The sequence below is a fragment of the Actinomycetospora chlora genome (genome assembly GCF_039542135.1).
GTDB classification, from domain to species: domain Bacteria; phylum Actinomycetota; class Actinomycetes; order Mycobacteriales; family Pseudonocardiaceae; genus Actinomycetospora; species Actinomycetospora chlora.
The window spans coordinates 1-21,046 of record NZ_BAABHO010000009.1 but is presented as its reverse complement, the minus strand read 5'-3'; the positions used below and the strand labels follow the sequence as shown (position 1 = coordinate 21,046).

19 protein-coding genes are annotated in these 21,046 nt (G+C 74.9%); 12 read left to right on the top strand and 7 right to left on the bottom strand.

Annotation, left to right across the window (positions count from 1 at the left end):
* Genes ABD994_RS07605 through ABD994_RS07590 form a run of 4 tightly spaced genes read right to left on the bottom strand, consistent with a single transcriptional unit; the run spans nt 1 to nt 5,548 of the window.
* The gene (locus ABD994_RS07605) at nt 1-762 is read right to left on the bottom strand and encodes an enoyl-CoA hydratase/isomerase family protein (protein WP_345412525.1); all 762 of its coding nucleotides are present in this window, start codon (nt 760-762) and stop codon (nt 1-3) included.
* A complete protein-coding gene (locus ABD994_RS07600) occupies nt 759-2,765 on the bottom strand; it encodes an ATP-binding protein (RefSeq protein ID WP_345412523.1) in 2,007 nt (668 codons plus the stop codon). The genes ABD994_RS07605 and ABD994_RS07600 overlap by 4 nt, the downstream gene beginning before the upstream one ends.
* A 5-nt stretch (nt 2,766-2,770) precedes the next feature.
* Complete coding sequence (locus tag ABD994_RS07595) at nt 2,771-4,372, bottom strand: acyl-CoA carboxylase subunit beta (RefSeq protein WP_345412521.1); 1,602 nt, start codon at nt 4,370-4,372, stop codon at nt 2,771-2,773.
* A 21-nt stretch (nt 4,373-4,393) separates the two neighbouring features.
* Nucleotides 4,394-5,548: an acyl-CoA dehydrogenase family protein gene (locus ABD994_RS07590; protein WP_345412519.1), complete on the bottom strand. Its 1,155-nt coding sequence runs from the start codon at nt 5,546-5,548 to the stop codon at nt 4,394-4,396.
* A gap of 135 nt (nt 5,549-5,683) precedes the next feature.
* Between ABD994_RS07590 and ABD994_RS07585 the strand changes: the two genes are divergently transcribed.
* The 6 genes from ABD994_RS07585 to ABD994_RS07560 all read left to right on the top strand — a co-directional run bounded on the left by ABD994_RS07585 (nt 5,684) and on the right by ABD994_RS07560 (nt 13,150).
* The gene (locus ABD994_RS07585; protein WP_345412517.1) at nt 5,684-6,436 is read left to right on the top strand and encodes a TetR/AcrR family transcriptional regulator; all 753 of its coding nucleotides are present in this window, start codon (nt 5,684-5,686) and stop codon (nt 6,434-6,436) included.
* Nucleotides 6,437-6,505: 69 nt separating this feature from the next.
* Complete coding sequence (locus ABD994_RS07580; RefSeq protein WP_345412515.1) at nt 6,506-8,185, top strand: AMP-binding protein; 1,680 nt, start codon at nt 6,506-6,508, stop codon at nt 8,183-8,185.
* Complete coding sequence (locus tag ABD994_RS07575) at nt 8,185-9,216, top strand: LLM class F420-dependent oxidoreductase (protein ID WP_345412513.1); 1,032 nt, start codon at nt 8,185-8,187, stop codon at nt 9,214-9,216. The genes ABD994_RS07580 and ABD994_RS07575 overlap by 1 nt, the downstream gene beginning before the upstream one ends.
* Before the next feature lie 16 nt (nt 9,217-9,232).
* Nucleotides 9,233-10,753 carry a class I adenylate-forming enzyme family protein gene (locus tag ABD994_RS07570; RefSeq protein ID WP_345412511.1) on the top strand — a complete coding sequence of 507 codons (1,521 nt, stop codon included), beginning with the start codon at nt 9,233-9,235 and terminating at the stop codon, nt 10,751-10,753.
* 4 nt (nt 10,754-10,757) lie between these two features.
* Nucleotides 10,758-11,924: an acyl-CoA dehydrogenase family protein gene (locus ABD994_RS07565; protein ID WP_345412508.1), complete on the top strand. Its 1,167-nt coding sequence runs from the start codon at nt 10,758-10,760 to the stop codon at nt 11,922-11,924.
* Nucleotides 11,924-13,150, top strand: a complete 1,227-nt coding sequence (locus ABD994_RS07560) for an acetyl-CoA hydrolase/transferase family protein (protein WP_345412505.1) — start codon at nt 11,924-11,926, stop codon at nt 13,148-13,150. The genes ABD994_RS07565 and ABD994_RS07560 overlap by 1 nt, the downstream gene beginning before the upstream one ends.
* Nucleotides 13,151-13,152: 2 nt before the next feature.
* Here ABD994_RS07560 and ABD994_RS07555 read toward each other — a convergent pair whose 3' ends face one another.
* Together ABD994_RS07555 and ABD994_RS07550 are read right to left on the bottom strand one after the other, a co-directional pair.
* Complete coding sequence (locus tag ABD994_RS07555; protein ID WP_345412503.1) at nt 13,153-14,025, bottom strand: EamA family transporter; 873 nt, start codon at nt 14,023-14,025, stop codon at nt 13,153-13,155.
* Between the two features lie 216 nt (nt 14,026-14,241).
* Nucleotides 14,242-14,904 (bottom strand): NADPH-dependent F420 reductase, encoded by a 663-nt coding sequence (locus tag ABD994_RS07550; protein WP_345412501.1) that lies wholly within the window; start codon nt 14,902-14,904, stop codon nt 14,242-14,244.
* Nucleotides 14,905-14,974: 70 nt separating this feature from the next.
* Here ABD994_RS07550 and ABD994_RS07545 point away from each other — a divergent pair, with 70 nt between their 5' ends.
* Entirely contained in the window at nt 14,975-15,517 is a 543-nt protein-coding gene (locus ABD994_RS07545) for a 2'-5' RNA ligase family protein (protein ID WP_345412499.1), read from the top strand.
* 3 nt (nt 15,518-15,520) lie between these two features.
* Here the strand turns inward: ABD994_RS07545 and ABD994_RS07540 are convergent, their stop codons facing one another.
* A complete protein-coding gene (locus ABD994_RS07540; RefSeq protein ID WP_345412496.1) occupies nt 15,521-15,988 on the bottom strand; it encodes an SRPBCC family protein in 468 nt (155 codons plus the stop codon).
* 145 nt (nt 15,989-16,133) lie between these two features.
* On the opposite strand from ABD994_RS07540, the gene ABD994_RS07535 reads away from it, so the two are divergent.
* The 5 genes from ABD994_RS07535 (at nt 16,134) to ABD994_RS07515 (ending at nt 20,991) form a co-directional block, all read left to right on the top strand.
* Nucleotides 16,134-16,736 (top strand): helix-turn-helix domain-containing protein, encoded by a 603-nt coding sequence (locus ABD994_RS07535; protein ID WP_345412492.1) that lies wholly within the window; start codon nt 16,134-16,136, stop codon nt 16,734-16,736.
* Between the two features lie 63 nt (nt 16,737-16,799).
* Complete coding sequence (gene msrA / locus ABD994_RS07530; RefSeq protein ID WP_345412490.1) at nt 16,800-17,318, top strand: peptide-methionine (S)-S-oxide reductase MsrA; 519 nt, start codon at nt 16,800-16,802, stop codon at nt 17,316-17,318.
* A complete protein-coding gene (locus tag ABD994_RS07525; RefSeq protein ID WP_345412488.1) occupies nt 17,315-18,109 on the top strand; it encodes a DUF1684 domain-containing protein in 795 nt (264 codons plus the stop codon). Before msrA ends, ABD994_RS07525 begins: the two co-directional genes overlap by 4 nt.
* Nucleotides 18,110-18,166: 57 nt before the next feature.
* Nucleotides 18,167-18,997, top strand: a complete 831-nt coding sequence (locus ABD994_RS07520; protein ID WP_345412485.1) for a mycofactocin-coupled SDR family oxidoreductase — start codon at nt 18,167-18,169, stop codon at nt 18,995-18,997.
* Entirely contained in the window at nt 18,997-20,991 is a 1,995-nt protein-coding gene (locus ABD994_RS07515) for a CehA/McbA family metallohydrolase (RefSeq protein WP_345412483.1), read from the top strand. Before ABD994_RS07520 ends, ABD994_RS07515 begins: the two co-directional genes overlap by 1 nt.
* Nucleotides 20,992-21,046 lie beyond the last annotated feature (55 nt).

Genomic DNA, 21,046 nt, shown 5'->3' with positions numbered 1-21,046 from the left:
TCAGCGGCCCTGCCAGACGGGGGTGCGCTTGGCGGCGAACGCGGCCGGGCCCTCCTGGGCGTCGGCCGAGCGGTACACCGGATCCCAGATCTCCTCGGCGCGGGCGTAGGCCTCCTCGCGGGGGTGGGTCGCCGAGAGGTAGGCCGTCCGCTTGCCCGCGAGCACCGAGAGCGGGGCGTTGCCCGCGATCCGCTCGCCGAGGCGCTGGGCGTGCTCCCGCAGCTCGGCGGCGGGCACGACGTGGTTGACCAGCCCGACCTCGTGGGCCCGGTGGGCGTCCAGGGGGTCGCCGGTGAGGAGCAGCTCGAGGGCGATGCGCGGGGGGACGAGCCAGGACAGCGGCGCCGCCCACGGCGCCCCGCGACCGACCTTGACCTCGGAGATCGCGAAGCGGGCGTGGTCGGCGGCGACCACGAGGTCGCACTGCTGGGCGAGCAGGAACCCGCCGGCGTAGGCGACCCCGTTGACGGCGGCGATGGTCGGCTTGGCGACGTCGACGTTGCGGCCGAACTGGGGCAGGAAGTCCGGCGGGGGCACCTGCAGCGCGGTCTGCGACATCTCCTTGAGGTCGCCCCCCGCGCAGAACGCCTTCTCGCCGGCGCCGGTGAGCACGAGGACCTTCGCCTCCGCGTCGGCGTTGAACCGGTGGACCCCGTCGAACAGGCCGTCGCGGACCTCCTTCGACAGCGCGTTGCGGGCCTCGGGCCGGTCGATCGTCAGCCAGGCCACACCCCCGGTGACCTCGTAGCGCACGGCGCTCACGCGGCACCCTCCTCCTCGGTGGTGATCACGGCGAGCACCTCGCCGGTGTCGACGGTGTCGCCGAGGGCGACCAGCAGGTCGGCCACCACGCCGTCGACCGGCGCCTTGACCTGGTGCTCCATCTTCATGGCCTCGAACACGAGCACCGTCGTGCCGGCCGCCACGGCCTGGCCGGGCTCGGCGAGCACGCGGACCACCGTGCCCGGCATGGGGGCGAACAGCGAGCCCGGCGCGGCCTCCGTGCCCGGTACCGGCAGGCGCTCGACGTCGACGAGCTCGGTCGCGCCGAGCGGGCTGTCCCCGTGCACCGTGGCCCCGACGCGGTGCAGTGCCACGGTGCGCCGCACGCCGTCGACCTCGAGGTCGACCGCGTCGGCGGTCGCGGCGTGCACGAGCAGGCCGGTCACGGGCTCCCCGTCGACCGACGCCCACCACCCGGTGCGGGTGCGGCGGTAGGCGACCACGACCTCCTCCTCCCCGAGGAGGAACGTCGCGACCTGCGGGGCGCTCACGACGTTGCGCCAGCCGCTGGGCACCGGGCGCTGGGCCGGCGGGTCGGCGCGGCGTCCGGCCCGGTCGGCGAGCGCCGCCGCCAGCGCGTGCACCCGCCGGGCCGCGGCGGCCCGCGGCGCGGGACCGGCGGCGAGCCGGGCGGGACCGTGGCGGGTGAGGTAGCCGGTGTCGGTGCGGCCGGCGAGGAACTCGGGCTCGCGCAGGATGCCGACGAGCAGGTCGCGGTTGGTGACGAGCCCGTGGATGCGGGCCTCGGCGAGGGCCCGGGCGAGGCGCCGCGCGGCCTGCCCGCGGGTGGCCCCGTGCGCGATGACCTTGGCGAGCATCGGGTCGTAGTGGGTGCCGACCACCGACCCGCTGCGCACCCCGCTGTCGACGCGCACGCCGGGCAGCTCGGGCACCGCGAAGCGGTGCAGCGTCCCGCTGCCGGGCCGGTAGTCGTGCGCCGGGTCCTCGGCGTAGAGCCGGGCCTCGATCGCGTGGCCGTGCAGCGTCGCGCCGAGGACCTCGGGGGGCAGCGGCTCGCCCTCGGCGACCTGCAGCTGCAGGGCGACGAGGTCGAGCCCGGTGACCTCCTCGGTGACGGGGTGCTCCACCTGAAGGCGGGTGTTGACCTCGAGGAAGAAGAACTCCCCGGTGGCGGACAGGACGAACTCGACGGTGCCCGCGCCGGTGTAGCCGATGGCCTCCCCGGCGGCGACGGCGGCGCGGCCGAGCTCCTCGCGCAGCGCCGCGTCGACCGCGGGGGAGGGGGCCTCCTCGACGATCTTCTGGTAGCGGCGCTGGATCGAGCACTCGCGCTCGAAGAGGTGCACGACGGTGCCGTGGGTGTCGCCGAGGATCTGCACCTCGACGTGGCGTGGGTCCTCGACGAACCGCTCGAGGAACACCGTCCCGTCGCCGAACGCGGACGCCGCCTCGCGTCGTGCGCCGGCCACGGCGTCCGCGACCTCGTCGGCGTCGTGCACGATGCGCATCCCGCGCCCGCCGCCGCCGAACGCGGCCTTGACCAGCACCGGGAAGCCGATCTCCTCGGCCATCGCCCGCAGCGCCTGCGGGTCCGCGGCCAGGCGGTCGTCGTCGACGACCGCCCCCGGCAGGACCGGCACGCCGGCACGGGCCATCAGCTCCTTGGCCGCGATCTTGGAGCCCATGGCCTCGATGGCCGCGACCGGCGGGCCGACGAACACCAGGCCCGCGTCGGCGCACCGGCGGGCGAAGCCGGCGTTCTCCGAGAGGAAGCCGTAGCCGGGGTGGACGGCGTCGGCGCCCGTGGCCACCGCGGCCGCGACGATCGCCTCGGCGCGCAGGTAGGTCTCCGCGGGCGCGGCGCCGGGGAGGTGGACGGCCTCGTCGGCCAGGGTGACGAAGGGGGCGTCGGCGTCCGGGTCGGAGAAGACGGCGACGGTGGCGACGTCGAGCGCCCGCGCGGAGCGGATGACGCGCTCGGCGATCTCGCCGCGGTTGGCGACCAGCAGCTTGGTGATCACGGGGGTCACATCCGGAAGACGCCGTAGCCACGCCGGCCGGCGACGTGGTTCGAGTGGGCGGCGGACAGGGCGATGCCCAGCACCGTGCGGGTGTCGCGCGGGTCGATCAGGCCGTCGTCGTAGAGCCGCGCGGTGACGAAGAAGGAGTGCGACTCCTCGGCGATCTGCGCCTCGATGGCGGCGCGCTGGCGCTCGTCGGCCTCGACGTCGAACGCGCGTCCGGACGACTCGGCGCTCTGCCGGGCGACGATCGAGAGGACACCGGCGAGCTGGGTGGCGCCCATGACGGCGAGCTTGGCGCCGGCCCAGGAGAACATCAGCCGCGGGTCGTAGGCGCGGCCCGACATCCCGTAGTTGCCGGCCCCGAACGAGGCGGCGAGGTTGACCGTGATGTGCGGGACGGTGCTGTTGGCCACGGAGTTGATCATCTTGGAGCCGTCCTTGATGATCCCGCCCTGCTCGTAGTGCTTGCCGACCATGTAGCCCGTGGTGTTCTGCAGGAACACCAGCGGCGTGTCGGTCTGGTTGGCGAGCTGGATGAACTCGCTGGCCTTCTTGGCCTCCTCGCTGAACAGCACCCCGCGGGCGTTGGCGAGGACGCCGACCGGATAGCCGTGGATCGACGCCCAGCCCGTGACCAGGCTGGTGCCCCACAACGGCTTGTACTCCCCGAACCGCGACCCGTCGACGACGCGGGCGAGCACCTCGCGCGGGTCGAACGGCACCTTGATGTCGGCCGGGGCGATGCCCAGCAGCTCGTCGGGGTCGTAGAGGGGCTCGTCGGCCGGCAGGGTCGGGGCCGGGCCGAGCTTGTGCCAGTGCAGCTCGCCGACGATCTGGCGCCCGAGGCGGATGGCGTCGCGCTCGTCGACGGCGAAGTGGTCGGCCAGCCCGGAGACCTTGGCGTGCATCGCGGCGCCGCCGAGCTCCTCGTCGTCGGCGTCCTCGCCGGTGGCCATCTTGACCAGCGGCGGCCCGCCGAGGAACACCTTGGCCTGCCGGTCGACCATCACCGCGTAGTCGCACATGCCCGGCACGTACGCCCCGCCGGCGGTGGAGTTGCCGAACACGAGCGCGATCGTCGGGATCGCCAGCGAGGACAGCTCGGTGAGGTCGTGGAAGATCTTGCCGGCGTGGACGAAGAGCTCCGACTGCGTCGGCAGGTCCGCCCCGCCCGACTCGACGAGGTTGATCACCGGCAGGCGGTTGACCCGCGCGATCTCCAGGGCCCGCAGCGTCTTCTTCAGCGAGTAGGGGTTCATCGCCCCGCCGCGCACCGTCGGGTCGTGGGCGATGAGCACGCACTCGACGCCGGAGACGACGCCGATGCCGGTGATCACGCTGGCGCCGACGACGAACTGCGAGCCCCAGGCCGCGAGGGTCGAGAGCTCCAGGAAGGAGGCGTCGCGGTCGAGCAGCAGCTCGATCCGCTCGCGGGCCAGCAGCCGGCCGCGGTCGTGGTGGCGCTGCTGGTAGCGGGGTCCGCCGCCGGCGATCGCGGCGGCCACCTGCTCGTCGAGCTCGGCGAGGATCTGCTCCTGGGCCTTGTAGTTCTGCTGGTAGGTCTCGTCGCTGGTGCGCAGCTGCGAGGACAGGACGGTGGTCACGCGCGCTCCCCCTCGATCGACTCAGTAGGACCGGGCGAGCCCGAGGCTGTGCTGGGCGACGTAGTTGAGGACCATCTCCCGGCTGACCGGTGCGATCTGCAGCAGCCGCGCCAGGCCCCAGTAGGGGAGCAGGCCGTACTCGGTGGCCAGCCCGTTGCCCCCGTGGGTCTGGATGGCGGCCTCGGCGGCGGCGTGCGCGGCCTCGGCGGCGGCGTACTTCGCCATGTTCGACGCCTCGCCGGCGGGCAGCCCGCGGTCGTGGAACCAGGCCGCCTTGGTGGTCATCAGCGCGGCCAGCTCGGTCTCGATCTTGGCCTTGGCCAGCGGGTGCGACACGCCCTGGTGGGCCGCGATCGGGGTGTCCCAGACGGCGCGGGTGTTGGCGTACTCCGCGGCCTTCCCGAGGACGTGGCGGGCCACGCCGACACACAGCGCCGCCCCGGTGACCCGCTCCGGGTTGAGGCCGTGGAAGACCTGGTGCAGGCCCCCGCCCTCCTCGCCGACGACGGCGTCGGCGGGCACGCGGACGTCGTCGAGGTGCAGGACGAACTGCTTCTCGGGCAGCTTCGCGGACACCGGCAGCGGCGTGGCGACCAGGCCGGGGGCGTCGGTGGGGACGATCAGCAGGGAGAGCTGCGCGCGCCCCGTGCGCTCGTCGGTGCCCGTGCGCGTGACCAGCAGCAGGGCGTCGGCCTCGTCGACCCCGGAGATGTAGTGCTTCGTGCCGCGCACGACGTACTCGTCGCCGACGCGGCGGGCCGTGGTGGCGAGCCGGTGGGTGTTGGAGCCCGCCTCCGGCTCGGTGATGCCGAAGACGACCTTGGACTCGCCGGAGGCCAGGCGCGGCAGCCACGTGCGCTGCTGCTCCGGGGTGCCGAAGGCGCCGATGACCTCGCCGGAGATGGCCGCGGAGACCAGCAGGAGCAGCAGGGGGCAGCCCGCGGCGGCCGTCTCCTCCACGACCATCGCCAGCTCCACGAGCCCGGCGCCGCCGCCACCGTGCTCCTCGGGGAGGTTGATCCCCAGGAAGCCGCTCTTGCCGAGCTCGTGCCACAGCTCGGTGCACGGCTCGCCGGCCTCGGCGCGCTCGACGTAGTAGGCGGGACCGAACGCCCCGGCGATGTCGCGGAGGGTCGCGCGCAGCGCGCGGTGCTCGTCGGTCTCCTGCAGGTCCACGCTCGCTCCCTCGCGTCACCCGCGCTCGGGCTGTCGGCGAGCGCCCCGGTAGTGCATCATCGTTCACTACGGCGGCGCAAGGCCGTCCGCGGGATCGGCGGGGGCCGTCGCCCCGGCCGCGACGGAGGTGGGGACGTGACCGGGACCGACGAGCGCGGCGACGGCGTCGGGACGGACCCGTCGGCCCGCCCCCCGGCGCGCGAGGGGGCACCCGTCGACGTGGTGCACCCCCCGCCGCTCACCGAGGTCGTCCTGGGCGAGGGCACGGAGCACCCGCCGCGGCGACGTCGCGACCCCGCGCGCAAGGAGCGCATCCTGGCCGCGGCGGCCGACCTCGTCGCCCGTCACGGGTACCACGCCGTCGGCATGGCGGACATCGGTCCGGCCGCCGGCATCGTGGGGTCGGGGATCTACCGCCACTTCCCGAGCAAGTCCGCCCTGCTCGCCGCCCTGCTCGGGCAGGTCATGGACGAGCTGGAGCGCACGGCCGACGCCATCGTCACCGGCGCGGCCGACGACCGGGCGGCGGTGGAGAGCCTCGTGGAGAACCACGTCCGCATCGCCATCGAGCAGCGCCGCCTCCTGCAGGTCTACCACCGCGAGGCGCACAACCTGCCGGAGGAGGACCTCCGGCGCCTGCGGCGCGCGCAGCGCCACTACGTCGAGGAGTGGGTGGTGGTCCTGGCCCCGCTGCGCCGCGACCTCTCCGACGCCGAGCTGCGGCTCACCGTCCACGCCGCGATCGGCACCACCCAGGCCGTGCTGTTCCACCACAGCGGGCTGCCGGCCGAGCGCGTGGCGCAGCTGCTCGAGCGCATGGGCCGAGACTGCCTCGGGCTCGACGGGGTGCGGGAGCACGCCGCGACACGGTCAGTGAACCGCGGATGACTCCGGTCTTGCGCCCGCGGCGTCCCGGCCCCGATGCTGTGGGTCACACCCGGCGGCAGGGAGGCCCGCGTGGACACGGTCACCGAGAGCCCGACGTTCGACGTCACCACCCTGCGCGGGCGCCGCGCCGTGCAGCGCTGGGAGCGCACGTCGGTCGGTGACGTGTTCGAGCGGCTCACGTGGAGCTACCCGGACAAGACGGCGATCGTCGGGCGCCCGGGCGCGTACGGCGACCCGCGGTTCGCGTCGCTGACCTACCGCGAGGCCGACGCGGTGGCCAACCAGGTGGCGCACGCCCTCGCCGCGGCCGGGCTGGTGCCGGGCGACCGGGTGCTGCTGTTCTGCGAGAACTCCGTCGAGGCCTTCCTCGCCAAGATCGGCATCGCGAAGGCGGGCATGGTCGCCATGCCGCTCAACCCCAACCTGGCCGAGGACGTCGTGTCCTACCTCGTCGGTCACGCCGAGCCGGCCCTCGCGATCGTCGACGCCGAGCTCTGGCCCCGCGCGAGCGCGGCGTTCGAGCGGACCGGCCTGGCCGTCGGCGCCACCATCGCGATCGGCGGCGCGCCGGAGGCGGGCAGCCCGTCGTTCACCGCGTTCGTCGACGCGCAGCCGCGCGACGAACCCGACGTGGAGATCCACGGCGACGACATCTGGGAGATGCTGTTCACCTCGGGCACGACGGCGATGCCCAAGGGGGTCATGACCTCCCACGCGTCGAGCTACCTCGCCGCGATGAACTTCGCCCTCTCGCTCACCCGCGGCGTGCGCCTCGAGGGCGACCTGCGGGTCGGCACGTACCTGCCGGTCGTCTACCACGTCGGCGACCTGATCTTCACGCTCTCGGCGTTCCTGGCCGGCGGCTCGCTCGTCCTGGGACGGCGCCCGGTGCCCGACCAGGTCGTCGCGGCGGTCGCGGAGGAGCGGATCACCGCGCTCTGGGCCGGGTCGCCCCAGTTCGTCGCGGCGCTCGTCGCCCACGTCGAGGCGGGCGGGCACGACGTGTCCAGCCTGGGCGTCCTGGTGTACGGCTGGGGCGCGCTGGCGCCCCCGGTCTACCGCGCGCTGCTCGACCACGCCGGGGAGGACCTCGTGGTGCTCGGCATCTTCGGGCAGACCGAGGCCATCGCCTGCCACCGGTTCTGGCCGGCCAAGTGGCCGGACACCTACGAGCGCACCGCGCCGGCCACCAACTACGTCGGCCTGCCCAGCCCCCTGCTCGCGTCCGACGTCGTCGACGAGGTCGGGACGTCGCTGCGCGACCGGCCCGGTGTCGCCGGGGAGGCGGTCTACCGCAGCCCGATCATCACCGCGGGCTACTACAAGAACGAGGAGGCCACCCGCGAGGCCTTCCGCGGCGGCTGGTTCCACTCCGGCGACAGCGCCGCGGTCGACGGGGACGGCCTGCGGATCGCGGTCGACCGCATCAAGGACATCGTGAAGTCCGGCGGCGAGAACGTCTCGAGCCTGCGCGTCGAGGCCGTGCTCTACGAGCACCCCGGCGTCGCCCGGGCGGCCGTCGTGGGCCTGCCGCACGACCGCTGGGGCGAGGCGGTCACCGCCGTGGTGGTGCCGGCGCCGGGCGCCGAGGTCACCGGCGACGAGCTCGTCGCCCACTGCCGGGCCCGGCTCGGCGGTTACGAGACGCCCAAGGCGGTCGTGTTCGCCGAGGAGCTGCCCGAGACGGTCGGCGGCAAGATCCTCAAGTACAAGCTGCGCGCGCGCTACGCCGAGCTGTACGCCGGCTGATGCGCGTCGGCATCAACGCGGGACACTTCGCCGGCGCACCGCCCGCCGACCTCGCCGACCGCCTGCGGGCGGTCGACGACGCCGGCTTCGCCTCGCTGTGGTTCGCCGAGGCCTACGGCTCCGACGTGTTCACGACGCTCGGCGCCGCCGCCGCCCTGACGCGCCGGGTCCGGCTCGGCTCGGCGATCGCACAGATCCCCGCGCGCACCCCGACGGCGACGGCGATGGCGGCGACGACCCTCGACCACCTCTCCGGCGGGCGGGTCGTGCTCGGCGTCGGCGCGTCCGGCCCGCAGGTCTCCGAGGGCTGGCACGGCGTGCCCTACGGCCGCCCGTTGGCCCGCACGCGCGAGTACGTGGCCGTCCTGCGGCAGGCCCTGGCCCGCCGTGAGCCGGTGACGTACGCCGGCGAGTTCCACCACCTGCCCGCGGCCCCGGGGCCGGGCGTGACGGGTCTGGGCAAGCCGCTGAGGTCGTCGCTGCACCCTCTCCGCGAGCGGCTCCCGGTCTGGCTGGGCGCCGAGGGGCCGCGCAACGTCGCCCTCGCGGCCGAGATCGCCGACGGCTGGCACGCCATGTTCTTCGCCCCGGCCTTCGACGACCTCTACCGCGACGCGCTGGCCGAGGGGTTCGCTCGGCGCCCGGGCGGCCGTCCCGACGGCTTCGAGGTCGTCGCCACCGTGCCGGTGGTGCTCGACGACGACGTCGAGCGCGCCGCCGACCGCGTGCGTCCGGAGCTGGCGCTCTACATGGGCGGGATGGGCGCCCGGGGCGCCAACTTCCACCACGACGTGTTCGTGCGGATGGGGTACGGCGCCGTCGCCGAGCGCGTCCAGGAGCTGTACCTGTCCGGCCGGAAGGCCGACGCCGCCGCGGCGATCCCCACCGAGCTCGTCGAGCAGGTCGCGCTCGTCGGCCCGGCCGCCAAGGTCCGTCGCGACCTCGACCGCTGGGCGCCGACGGTCGTGGACGAGATCGCGGTGCAGGGCCTGCCCACCGACGTCCACGCGGTCGCCGCCGCGTTGCTGTAGCGAGAGGGGTCGGAGCATGAACATCGCGAACCTGCTGCGGCGGTCCGCCCGGGACCACGCCGCCCGCACCGCCCTGCGGTGGGACGACGAGGAGGCCACCCACGAGCGGTTCGCCGACGACGCGGCGCGCTTCGCGTCGTGGCTGCTGGGCCAGGGCGTCGGGCCGGGCCAGCGGGTCGGCTTCTTCCTGCCCAACACGCCGGAGTACCTCGTCGGCCTGCTCGGGGCGTGGCAGGTCGGGGCGGTCGGCGTCCCGCTGAACCACCTCTTCCCGGACGCGCCGCTGCGCCACGCGGTGGTCGACTCGGGCGCGACGCACCTCGTCGTCCCGCCCGGCGACGTCCCGCGGCTGAAGGCCCTCCTGGAGGGTCTCCCGGTCGCCGACCACCTGGTGACCACCGGCCCGGGCGGGGGCTTCGCGGCGGCGATCGCCGAGCACGAGCCGGCCGCTCACGTCGTCTCCCGCCTCGACGGCGACGACGCGCTGATCATGTACACGTCGGGGTCGACGGGCGTCCCCAAGGGCGTGCGGCAGACCCACCGAAACGTCGCGGCGCAGGTCGACGCGGTGATCGACGTCTACGGCCTCGGCCCCGACGACCACGCCCTCAACTGCATGCCGATCTTCCACGTCGCGGGCCTGCAGCTGGTCAGCCTGCCCGTGCTCGCCCGCGGCGGGCAGATCACGCTGATGGCCCGGTGGGACCCCGTGGTCTGGCTCGACCTCGCCGCCCGCCTGCGCCCCACGTACGGGGGCGGGGTCGCGACGATGGTGGTCGACATCGGCAACCGCACCGTCGACGCGCCCGTGGTGCTCGACTCGTTCCGGGTGTTCATGTACGGCGGGTCGCGCACGCCCAGCGCGGTCGTCCGCCGCCTCGAGGCCGGCACCGGCGTGACGCCGATCGAGATCTACGGGCAGACCGAGCAGAACGGGCTGGCGGTGTCCCGGGCGCCGGGGGAGACGTGCCCGCCCGGGGCGATGGGCCACCCGCTGGAGCAGGTCGTGCAGGTCAGGATCGTGCAGCCCGGCGGGGGCGACGTGCCGCCCGGCTCCGACGACGTCGGCGAGCTGTGGGTGCGCGGCGACGCCGTCACCCCGGGCTACTGGAACCGCGAGGACCTCCACGCGGAGAAGTTCGTCGACGGCTGGTTCCGCACCGGCGACCTCGTGCGCCGCGACGCCGAGGGCTGGCTGACCTACGTCGACCGCATCGACGACATGATCATCTCCGGCGGGGAGAACATCTTCCCGCAGCAGGTCGAGGAGCACCTCGCCGAGTGCCCCGACCTCGCCGAGGTCGCGGTCATCGGCACCCCGCACGAGCGCTGGATCGAGCAGGTGACCGCGGTCGTCGTGCCGACCCGCGCGGGCGTCGAGGTGGACGCGGTCCTCGCGTGGTGCGCGGGCAACCCGAACCTGCGCGGCATGCACACCCCGCGCCGGGTGGAGATCGTCGACGCGCTCCCGCGCACCGGCAGCGGCAAGCTCGACCGCCCGTCGCTGCGCCGGATGTTCGCGCCGGAGGGAGGCTGACGGCGTGGACCTCGACCTCACCGACGACCAGGCCACCATCCGGAAGGCGGTGCGGGAGCTCGCGGCCGGGTTCGACGACGCCTACTGGCGCGGGTGCGACCACGACCACCGCTTCCCGTCGGAGTTCTACGACGCGCTCGCCACGGGCGGCTGGCTGGGGATCACCACGCCGGAGGAGTACGGCGGGCACGGCTTCGGCATCAGCGAGGCGTGCCTGCTGCTCGAGGAGTGCGCCCGTTCCGGCGGCGGGATGAACGCCGCCAGCGCCATCCACCTGTCGATCTTCGGCATGCACCCGGTGATCAAGCACGGGTCGGAGGAGCTCAAGGCCCGTACGCTGCCGCGCATCGTCGACGGCAGCCTCCACGTCTGCTTCGGGGTGACCGAGCCGGGGGCGGGGCTGGACACGACGAAGATCACCACCGCCGCCCGCCGCGACGGCGACCACTACGTCGTCAACGGCCGCAAGGTGTGGATCTCCAAGGCGCAGGAGTCCGAGAAGATCCTGCTGCTGACCCGCACGACGAGGTTCGAGGACGTCTCCCGCAAGACCGACGGCCTGACGCTCTTCCTCACCGACCTCGACCGCGCCCGCGTCGACATCCGGCCGATCCCCAAGATGGGGCGCAACGCGGTCAGCTCGAACGAGCTGTTCATCGACGACCTCCGCGTGCCGGTCGAGGACCGCGTCGGGGAGGAGGGCGAGGGCTTCCGCTACATCCTCGACGGGCTCAACCCGGAGCGGATGCTGATCGGGGCCGAGGCCCTCGGGCTCGGGCGCGTCGCGCTGGACCGGGCGGTGCGCTACGGCACCGAGCGCGAGGTCTTCGGCCGCCCGATCGGCCAGAACCAGGGCCTGCAGTTCCCGCTGGCGGACTCCCTGGCCCGCCTCGACGCCGCCGAGCTGGTGCTGCGCCGGGCCACCTGGCTCTACGACCGCGGCGAGCCCTGCGGCCGCGAGGCCAACACCGCCAAGTACCTGTGCGCCGACGCCGGCTTCGACGCCGCCGACCGCGCGCTGCAGACCCACGGCGGCATGGGCTACTCCGAGGAGTACGACGTCGCCCGCTACTTCCGCGAGGCCCGCCTGCTCAAGATCGCGCCGCTGAGCCAGGAGATGGTGCTCAACTACCTCGGCTCGCACGTCCTGGGCCTGCCGCGCAGCTACTGATGCCGGAACTGCGCGTGCCCGATCTGCGCCGCCACGTCCGCCCCGGCGACGGCGTGTGGTGGGGCCAGGCGGCCGCCGAGGCGACGCCGCTCGTCGACGCGCTGCTCGACCGGCTCCCGGAACTCGGCCCCGTCCGCGCCTTCGGTGGCCTGTCGGTCAACCCGCGGCTCGCGTCGCCGCCCGACGCCCTCGCGCTCGGCTCGTACGGCGCGATGGGGACGCTGCGGGCCGCCGGTGCGGCGGGCCGGCTCGCCGTGGTCCCCGCCCACTACGCGGCGCTCCCGCGGCTGTTCGCCGAGCGCCGGCTGCCGGTCGACGTCGGCCTGGTGCAGGTGTCCCCGCCGGGGCCCGACGGCCGGTGCTCGCTCGGGATCGGGGTCGACTACGCCGCCGACGCCGTGCCCCACACCCGGACCCTGATCGCCGAGGTCAACCACCGGATGCCGGCCACCGCCGGCACCGACGGCGTCCCGCGCGACCGGTTCGCCGCCGTCGTGGAGACCGACCGCCCGCTGCCGGCGGTCCCGGCCCGCCCGCCGGACGCGGTCGACCACGCGGTCGCGGACCGCGTCGCCGCCCTCGTCGACGACGGGGACACCCTGCAGATCGGGGTCGGGTCGCTGCCGGCGGCGATCCTGGACGGGTTGGCCGGACACCGTGACCTGGGGTTCCACTCCGGGATGCTCACCGACGGCGTGCTGCGCCTCGTCGCGGCGGGCGTCGTGACCGGCGCGCGCAAGGAGGTCGACCCCGGCCTCGTGGTCACCGGCACGGCGATCGGCAGCACCGATCTCTACACCCGGCTCGGGGAGATGCCGGTCGCGTTCCGGCCCGCCAGCCACACCCACCACCCGGGCGTGCTCGCCCGCCTCTCGCGGCTCGTCGCCGTCAACTCCGCCCTGGCGGTCGACCTGACCGGGCAGGTCGGGGCCGAGGTGTCCGGCGGCCGCTACCTGGGCGGCATCGGGGGCCAGGCCGACTTCTCGGGCGCCGCGGCACGCACCGGGGCGCGCTCGGTCATCGCGCTGCGGTCGCGCGGCCCGGACGGCGCGTCCGCGATCGTGCCGGCGCTGCCCGCCGGCGTCGTCACGACCGCGCGGGCGGACGTCGACGTCGTCGTCACCGAGCACGGCACGGCGTGGCTGCGCGGCGTGCCGCTGGACGAGCGGCCCGCGCGGCTGGCCGCGATCGCGGCACCCGAGCATCGGGAGGCGCTGGCGCGGTAGCGCTACCGCTGGAGATCGACCAGCACGATCCCCACCAGCACCACCGCCGCCGCGACGGCCCGGCGCGCGCCGAAGCCCTCGCCGAGGAAGACGGCCCCGATGATCGCCCCGATCACGATGCTCGTCTCGCGCAGGGCGGCGACCGCGGCGGTCGCACCGCTGGTCTGGGCGACGAGCACGAGCCCGTAGGCCGCGAGCGAGACCACCCCACCGGCGAGGCCGGCCAGCAGCACCGGGCGGGTGACGGTCCACAGGCGCCGGCCCCGTCGCCACACCGCGATCAGCGGCATCACGGGCCCCTGCAGCAGGAACGTCCACGAGGCGTAGACGAGCACGGGCGTGGTGGCGACCGCGCCGGCGTCGACGACGGTGTAGCCGGCGATGGCGACGCCGGTGGCCAGCGCCGCGCCGAGGGCGGGCAGCGTCGCGCGGGAGAGCCGCCCGCCGTCGAGGGCGAGGCTGACCAGGCCGACCGAGATGACGACGATCCCCAGGAGCTGCAGGACCGGGAGGTGGCGGCCCAGGGCGATCTCGATCACCGCCACCACCCACGGCGCGGTGCCGCGCGCCACCGGGTAGACCTGGCTGAAGTCACCGAGCTGGTAGCTCCACCACAGCAGCAGCATGTAGACGACGTGCAGGACGGCCGAGGCCAGGACGAACGGCCAGGCCCCGGCGGGCGGGAGCCCGAGCACGAGCACCCCGGTGCCGGGGACCACGACGTAGGCGACGCCGATGAGCGCGAAGCCCACGAGGCGGTCGGGGACGCCGTGCGCGACGGCGTTCCACGCCGCGTGCAGGACCGCCGCGAACAGGGTGATCGCGACGACCCCGCCGGTCAGGCCGGCGGGGGAGACGGTCGAGAGGGTGGCCACGAGGAGGCTCCTGGTGTCGGGCCCACCCGGAGGTGGGCACGTCGAGACGGAGCCCTCGGGGTTTCTCTCCCGTCAGGTGTCGGCCGCCGGCGGTGCCGGGCGACCGTGGCGCCGCTCGGTCCAGACCCCGGCCACCCTGGTTGTGGGTCAGGCGGCGGGCGGCGGGCGGAACCCTAGGCGCAAGCGCCGAGGACGTTACCCGGGATCGGCCCTCGATCAGCGGCAGACGGCGATGTTGACGTCGGCGGTGCCGGCCGTCCGGAACAGCGTGAGCCACAGGGGCATGTACATCTCCGTGGCCCGCGCGGCCGTGAGACCGCCCAGGTCGAGCACGCGGTGCCCGGGCCACCCGAAGTCCGCGAGCAGGCCGCGGACCGTCGCCTTGGCCGCGTCGTCGTCCCCGGCGACGAACGCGACGTGCTCCCCGGGCACGCGCTCGGGGTGGACCATCACCCGGCAGTTCATCGTGTTCAGCGCCTTGACCACGCGCGCGGTCGGGAAGGCGGCCTGGAGCTGCTCGGCCAGGCTGTGGTCGACGGCGGCGCCGATGCCGGGATAGGCGTCGCCGGCCCCGAAGTCCAGGACGTTGGCGACGTCGAGCACGACGAGGTCGCCGAGGTCGCCCACGCGGGCGTCGCCCAGCGCCGCGAGCGAGCCCGCCCCGTTGGTCGCGTTGACCAGGACCTCGGCGTGCCGCCCGGCCTCCGGGTTGGCCACCAGCCGGATCGCCGGGTGGGCCGCCAGCCATGCCGCGTGGTCCGCCCGTTCCCGGGTGCGCGCGGGGTCCCGGGTCCCCACGACCACGTCGTGCCCCGCCTCGGCGCTCCGGCCCGCGAGCGCCCGGCCGACCTCACCCGTCCCCAGTACCGCGATGCGCATCGGTCCTCCCTCCACCTCGGGGGACCGACGCTAGGACCTCGACGTCGCTCGAGGTCAACGCTCGCCGGGCATGCTCCTGACCGTGACCGGCATCCTCCACCCGTCCGCGCGCCGGACCATGATCGCCGTGCTCGTCCCCGCCGCCGAACCGCTGGTCGGGCCCTACCGGGAGCGGCTCGACCCCACGGCCCGGCGCGGGCTCGGGGCACACCTCACGCTGGTGTACCCCTTCCTCGAGCCCGCCGAGGTCACCGACGCAGGCGTTGCGGCGCTACGCGACGCGGTCGCGCCGGTCGCGCCGTTCCGGTGCACCTTCGACGAGCTGCGGTGGTTCGACCGCCGCGTCCTGTGGCTCGCGCCGGACCCGGTGGCGCCGTTCCGCGCGATCGCCGCGCGGGTGCGTCGCGCCGTGCCGGGGGTGCCGGCGGAGGACCGCGAGCTCGTCCCGCACCTGACGGTCGGGCTGCGCCGCGCCGCCACGGCGGCGGCGCTGGAGGAGGCCGCCGAGGAGATCGCGCCGAGGCTGCCGCTCGCGGCGACGATCGACCGGGTGGCCCTCATGGTCCGCACCGACACGTGGGACGTGGCCGCGGAGGCCCTGCTGCGCGGGTAGCGGTCAGTCCTTCTGGACGGTGCGGGCGAGGATGCCGAGCGTCGCCTTCAGCGAGTTCGGGTTGATCACCGGGAAGACGTCGCGGGCCGCCCACTCCGGGTGGATGTCCGACCAGTCGTAGTAGGACGTGACCCGCGTGCCGTCCTCCACGGGCTCGAGGCGGTAGCCGTAGACGTGGCCGATGATCGGCCGCACCACCCCCTCGACCGTCCACGCGATCTCGCGGTCGGGCTCGTAGGTCGTGATGACGACGTCGACGTCGTAGCGCCCGAGCGGGCGGTCACCGAGCGCCTCGCGGTCCATGTGCACGGTGAAGCGGTCGCCGACGGCCTCGACCGGCTCGCCCGTGGCGCTCATGAGCATGCCCGAGCTGTCGATCGAGACGTGGCCGTGGGGATCGCGCAGGACGTCGAAGACGGTGGCCGGCTCGGCCTCGATCCACCGCGACACCTCGATGCGCTGCTCGCTCACGGTGCACAGCATGTCACCCCGGGTGGCCCCGATCGCGGGAGGACTCGCCCGGACGAGGGACGGACAACCGGAAACGCCCCCGTAACCCACCACGGTGCCCGCGGGGTGACGCTGTCGGGCATCGGGCGCTACGGCGGGGGGCGAGGTGGACCAGGCGGTGGGCGAGGTCGCCGGAGTCGCCGGGGCCGCCGGGGGAGACCCCGAGGACGCCGTCGCCGAGCAGGTCCGCCGGCGTCGCCTCGCGCTCGGGCTGTCCAACGCCGAGCTCGCCGGCCGTGCCGGCATCTCGAGGGCGATGCTCTCGAAGATCGAGCACCGCCGGACCTCCTGCAGCCTGACCACCCTCGCGCGGCTCGCGGCGGCGCTGTCGGTGCCCACGTCGGCGCTGCTCGGGGAGGTCGAGCCGCCGCACCGCGCGGTCTTCACGCCGGCCGGAGCCCGCGCGTCCGACGGCGACCGTGCACCGGTCGACCGGCTGCTCGGCCCGGCCGGCGGGCCGCGGGGCGGGCTGGAGGCGCACCTGGTCACGCTGCGGGAGGCCGGGCAGGCCGGCGAGGTCGGGCGCGGCCGCCACGCGGGCCACGAGCTGCTCTACGTGCTCGAGGGCGCGATGGTCTACGGCTGCGAGGAGGCCCGCTGGACGCTGCGCCCGGGCGACGCGCTGCAGCTCGACGGCGAGGGCGAGCACGGCCCCCGCGAGCTGCTCGAGGCACCCGTCCGGTTCCTGTCGATCCTGCGCCGGGACTGACGGAACACCGGCCGCCCCGCCCGCGTTCCCCGGGGTGCAAGGCGAAGACGAGGAGGTCGATCAGTGGCCACGCAGACCGCCATCCTGGCCGGTGGGTGCTTCTGGGGAGCGCAGGAGCTGCTGCGGCAGCGTCCCGGCGTGCTCTCCACCCGGGTGGGTTACTCGGGCGACCCGAACACCCCGAACGCCACGTACCGCCGCCACGGCGACCACGCCGAGGCCGTCGAGGTCGTGTACGACGACGAGGTCATCTCCTACCGCGAGATCCTCGAGTTCTTCTTCCAGATCCACGACCCGTCGACGAAGAACCGCCAGGGCAACGACATCGGGCGCAGCTACCGCTCGGCGATCTACTACACCACGCCGGAGCAGGAGCAGGTCGCCCGCGACACCATCGCCGACGTCGACGCCTCCGGCATCTGGCCGGGCAAGGTCGTCACCGAGGTGGAGCCCGCGAGCGAGTTCTGGGAGGCCGAGCCGGAGCACCAGGACTACCTGCAGAAGCAGCCCTGGGGCTACACCTGCCACTACGTCCGTCCGGGCTGGGTGCTCCCGCGCCGCGAGGAGGCGACCACCGGATGACCGCCGGCACCGTCGACCTCGCGCAGGAGTGGCGGGCCTGGCACGCGGAGCGTGAGGACACGCTCCGCGAGCCGCACGGCTGGCTGAGCCTCACCGGACTCCACTGGCTCGACGGCGAGCCCCGCGCGTACCAGGACCTCCCGGGCACCTGGCGGGCCTCCGAGGGCGGTGCGGAGATCACCGCGACCGCCGCCCACGGGGTGAGCGTCGACGGTGTGGCCGTCGACGGCACGACGCGCGTCGAGCCCGTCGACGGCAAGCCGGGCGTGCTCGTGGCCGTCGGCGACCGCCGCGTCGAGGTGATCCGCCGCGAGGAGCACCTCGCGCTGCGCGTGCGGGACCCCGAGGCGGCCACCCGGCAGCGGTTCACCGGCGTGCCGGCGTTCCCGGTCGACGAGCGGTGGGTCGTCACGGGCCGTTTCGAGCCGTGGGACGCCCCGCGGCGCATCGACGTCGAGACCGTGGTCGACGGCCTCGGGTTCCACCCGACGGCCGTGGGCACGGTGCGCTTCACCGTCGGCGGCGAGGAGCAGGAGCTGGTCGCGCTCGGCGAGGGGTCCGGCGACGAGCTGCGGCTGCACTTCCGCGACGGCACGTCGGGCACCAGCACCTACGGCGGCGGGCGCATCCTGCGCCTCGGTGCGGCCGACGCCGACGGCAGCGTGCGGATCGACCTCAACCGCACGATCAACCTGCCCTGCTCGTTCACCGCGTACGCCACGTGCCCGCTGCCGCCGGCCGGCAACGTCGTCACGGTGCCCGTCGAGGCGGGGGAGAAGACCCCGGTCTGATCCTGGCCCCGTAGCAGGCGGTTCAGTTTTGCAACCACCGCCTGCTACGGTCCGGCCATGGACCCACGCACCGGACGCCACGCGGGGCGGGTCGCGCTCATCACGGGCGCGGCCCGCGGCCAGGGCCGCAGCCACGCCTACCGGCTCGCGGAGCAGGGGGCCGACGTCATCGCCGTCGACGTGTGCGCGCCGCACGACGGCGTCGCCTACGCGATGGCGAGCCCGGCCGACCTGGAGGAGACCGCCGCGGGGATCCGTGGGCGCGGCGGGCGCGTCAGCGCCCACGTCGCCGACGTGCGCGACCCCGAAGCGCTCGGCACGGCCGTGGCCGAGGGCGTCGCGGAGCTCGGGAGCCTCGACGTCGTCCTGGCCAACGCGGGCATCGGGATGGCCTCGCCGGACGTCAGCGACGCGCAGGCGTTCCGCGACCAGCTCGACGTCAACACCACCGGCGTCTTCCACACCGTCCACGCGGCCGCCCCGACGATGATCGAACAGGGCCGCGGCGGCGCCATCGTGCTCACCAGCTCGTCGATGGGCCTCACCGGCCGTGGTGGCGACGGCGGCGGGCAGTCCGACGGCTACATCGCGAGCAAGCACGCGGTGGTCGGGCTCATGCGGGCGTGGGCGCACTGGCTCGCACCGCACCGGATCCGCGTCAACTCCGTGCACCCCTCGGGCGTCGCCACGACCATGGTGCTCAACGACGCCGTCGCCGCCCTCTTCTCCGGGCCGGTCGACGAGGTGCCCGACGTCGGCAACCTGCTGCCCGTCGGTCTGCTGGACCCGGAGGACGTCACCGGGGCGGTCGACTGGCTGGTGTCCGACGACGCCCGCTACGTCACCGGGGTGGCGCTGCCCGTCGACGCCGGGTTCACGGCCCGCTGATGTGCTGTCAGGACGACGACGTCCTCGACCTGCCCGCGGCCGCGATCGAGGCGCTCGCCCACTACCGGCGCCTGCGCGACGAGCACGGCTGGGACTGGGGCGGCGAGGACCTGCCGGAGTTCTTCCGGCTCGCGCGCTTCTCGCGGCTCGGTGACCTGACCGCGGCCCTCGGCGCGACCGGCGGCGACTGGTCCCGCGCGGTCCGCCTCGTCGCCGGCGAGCACCCGCCCGCCGGGCTCGTCGTGCTGGACGTCGACGCCGCCGGGACCCTGACCCCGCGCGTCGGGACGCCCGCCCTCGCCGTGCCGGGGCGGCCGGTGACGCTGGACGTGGTCGTCGACGCCGCGGTCGCGACCGCCCTCGACGTCGGGGGCGTACCCGTTCGCGTCGCGGCGGGCGCAGCGACGGCGCTGACCGTCGAGGTCGCCGGGGACACGCTGGCCGTCGGTGACCGGGACGTGCCCGGCGTCGTCGACGTCCGGCCGGCGGCGACGCTGCGGGTGCGGTCGGGATCGTGCTCACGCTGGTCGGTGGTCGACGCGGCCGCCGGCGGCTGGTGGCCCGAGGGTGTCCCGCCCAAGCGCGACGGCGCCCACCGCCCGTACTTCCACGCCCGCGACGCGACGCTCGTCGTCCCGGCGGGCGAGCTGACCGTGAGCTGCACCCGCGGGCCCGAGTACGCGACCGCGACGGCGACCGTCACCGACGGCGGCGTCGTCGACCTCGAGCCGGACCGCCTCGTCGACCCGGGCGCCGAGGGCTGGCGCTCGGCCGACCTGCACGTGCACCTCAACTACTCCGGCGACCTCGTCGTCACCCCGGAGCAGGCGCGCACGATGCAGCGCGGGGAGGGCCTGGACTTCCTGTCGCTCACCGCCGGCAACCTCGGCGGCGAGCACGTCTACGACCGCGCGCTGTTCGAGTCGACGGTAGGGACGGACCTGTGGTCCGGGGACGCGGTCGCCCGGGCGTCGGTGGAGTTCCGCAACGACCTGCTCGGGCACGTCCACGCCCTGGCACCGGGCTCTCCACCCGCGCGCTACCAGACCGGGCACGAGGCCGGCCCGCACCCGCACGACTGGCCGCCCAACGCCGTGACCTGCGCCCAGCTGCAGGCCGGGGGCGCGTCGACCACCTACGCGCATCCGGTGTTCGCGCCGTTCGGCTCAGCCGGCGACGACGATCCGTACGCCCCGTTCCTGGCGCCGCACCGCACCGTCGAGGCCCGGGAGCTGGTCGTCGACGTCGCGCTGGGGCTGGTCGACGCCGTCGAAGTGGTGTCGTGCTTCGACGACGCCGCCGGCGCCGAGCTGTACCACCACCTGCTCGGCTGCGGGCTGCGCCCGGCCGCGGTGGCGGGCAGCGACGTCTTCCTGTCCTTCGCCCACGGCCCGGGCGTCGCGTCCAACCCGCCCGGCTGGATCCGGACCTACGCCCACCTCGGCGGGACGCCGGTGTCGGCCGGGGCCGTGCGCGACGCGGTGCGGGCCGGTCGGACGCTGGCGACGAACGGGCCGTTCGTGACGCTGTCCGTGGCCGGTCACCAGCCGGGTGAGGTGCTCGAGGCGCAGGTCGGCGACGTGCTCGAGGTGTCGGCGCGGGGGCGGGGGAGCGGGGCGGAGGAGGTCGTCCTCGTCGGGCCGGACGGAGAGATCGCCTCCTCGCCCGAGGGGACCGTGACCGCCGCGGTGACCGTCGACGGCCCGCTGTGGCTGGCGGCGATCGCCCGGGGCGGCCCGCACCCGATGGACCCGGACCGCCCGGTGTTCGCCCACACCTCGCCGGTGCACGTCGAGGTGGCGGGCGAGCGGGTGGTCCGGGCGGCCGACGTCGCCTGGTGCCTGGGCCTGCTCGACCGCGTCGAGGAGCTCGTCGTCGCGCAGGGCCGCTTCGACCCCGAGCACCGCGACGCCCAGCTCGCCGACCACCGCGCCCTGGTCGCCCGGGCCCGCGCGGTCTACACCGCCCTACGTGAGCAGTTGCGGCCCCTATAGGGGCCTGTGCTGTCTCAGCACATCTGGAGCAGGTCTGTCTCAGCACATCGGAGAC

Excerpts from the sequence above, each read along its gene's own strand:
- ABD994_RS07575 (WP_345412513.1), top strand. The coding sequence starts at position 8,185 with ATGCGCGTCGGCATCAACGCGGGACACTTCGCCGGCGCACCGCCCGCC.
- ABD994_RS07570 (WP_345412511.1), top strand. The coding sequence starts at position 9,233 with ATGAACATCGCGAACCTGCTGCGGCGGTCCGCCCGGGACCACGCCGCC.
- ABD994_RS07560 (WP_345412505.1), top strand. The coding sequence starts at position 11,924 with ATGCCGGAACTGCGCGTGCCCGATCTGCGCCGCCACGTCCGCCCCGGC.
- ABD994_RS07550 (WP_345412501.1), bottom strand. The coding sequence starts at position 14,904 with ATGCGCATCGCGGTACTGGGGACGGGTGAGGTCGGCCGGGCGCTCGCG.
- ABD994_RS07545 (WP_345412499.1), top strand. The coding sequence starts at position 14,975 with ATGCTCCTGACCGTGACCGGCATCCTCCACCCGTCCGCGCGCCGGACC.
- ABD994_RS07525 (WP_345412488.1), top strand. The coding sequence starts at position 17,315 with ATGACCGCCGGCACCGTCGACCTCGCGCAGGAGTGGCGGGCCTGGCAC.
- ABD994_RS07520 (WP_345412485.1), top strand. The coding sequence starts at position 18,167 with ATGGACCCACGCACCGGACGCCACGCGGGGCGGGTCGCGCTCATCACG.
- ABD994_RS07515 (WP_345412483.1), top strand. The coding sequence starts at position 18,997 with ATGTGCTGTCAGGACGACGACGTCCTCGACCTGCCCGCGGCCGCGATC.